The following is a 1,354-nucleotide window of genomic DNA, read 5'->3' on the forward strand; positions in this document are numbered from 1 at the left end:
CCTATCTGGAGTCTTAAGAGCTTCCAATCCCTGATCGATTTTCTCAATCAAAGCTTGATGTAACATATTGTTTACATCAAACCGTAACATTATGATTTATAAAACAACAAGCTTTAAAGGGGGAGTTTGACTTTATTGGCATTCCCCCTCAGACTGAAACTGTTATCACTTTGTTATAGAGGGACCTATGCGCGAGAGCAGCAAAGTATGGCAACCGAGCGAAAGTCGTATCGCAGAAGCCAATATTACTCAGTTTATCGAACATATTAATCGACAAGGTTTTGACCTAAAAAACTACGCAGACCTGCACCAATGGTCTTTGGATCATAACGAGCAGTTTTGGCAAGAGGTCTGGCTTTTTTGCGATGTAATAGGTAATGCAGGTGAGACAGTAAAAAGCCAAGCCGAGAGCAAATGGCAACAACCAGTACTCAATCGCGATTTATGTTGGTTTCCTGACGCTCATATTAACTACGCAGAAAACTTATTGAGTTTTGCTTATCAAAAACCACATGAGCTCGCCATCTGGTTTGAAAATGAGCGCGACGAACGACAGACCTATACGTGGCAACAGCTGTGTGATGAAGTCTCGAGTGTTCAACAGTGGCTTAGGGATTGTGGCATCAAACAAGGCGATGTTGTTGCTGGTTACTTACCGCACCTTCCTCAAACCGTCATCGCGATGTTGGCAACCACCAGCTTAGGTGCGACATGGACGTCAACCTCGCCAGATTTTGGCGTAGAAAGTGTGCTGGAACGTTTTGGACAGGTAAAACCAAAAATTTTGTTCACTTGTGATGGCTACACATTCAATGGCAAAACTTTCGACATGGCGGAAAAAAACCAACATATATCCGATCATCTCGATGGCCTCAAACAAGTATGCCAAATCAGCTATCTCAAGCCTCACATCTTTGAATGTGATGTTTGTACCCAAGATTGGCAAAACGTGCTCAATCAATACTCACCCGAGCCCCTCACCTACACTCGCGTTAACTTCAATGACCCACTCTTTGTGTTGTATTCATCCGGTACGACAGGTAAACCCAAATGCATCGTGCACTCGGTCGGTGGCACCATTCTGAATCACGTCAAAGAGCATCAGCTGCATTGCGATATTCAACCGAACGATCGAGTTTTTTACTACACGACCTGTGGTTGGATGATGTGGAATTGGCACGTTTCCGCCCTTGCAAGCGGAGCGTGCTTAGTCATTTTTGACGGTAGCCCTGTTTATCCTTCTCACAAGGTACTGTGGAACCTTGCTCAAAATGCTGACGTGGCCTTGTTTGGTACGTCGGCTAAATATCTGGAAGCGATTGAAAAAGCGCAATTCTCACCGAAAAGAGCCGAT

1 protein-coding gene is annotated in these 1,354 nt (G+C 44.5%); it reads left to right on the top strand.

What is annotated here, in order from left to right:
• Window positions 1-187: 187 nt before the first annotated feature.
• Window positions 188-1,354 (top strand): AMP-binding protein (locus R7O12_RS25025; RefSeq protein ID WP_318126757.1); only part of this gene is annotated, 1,167 nt, incomplete at its 3' end.

This window comes from Vibrio sp. Vb1574, from assembly GCF_033338675.1.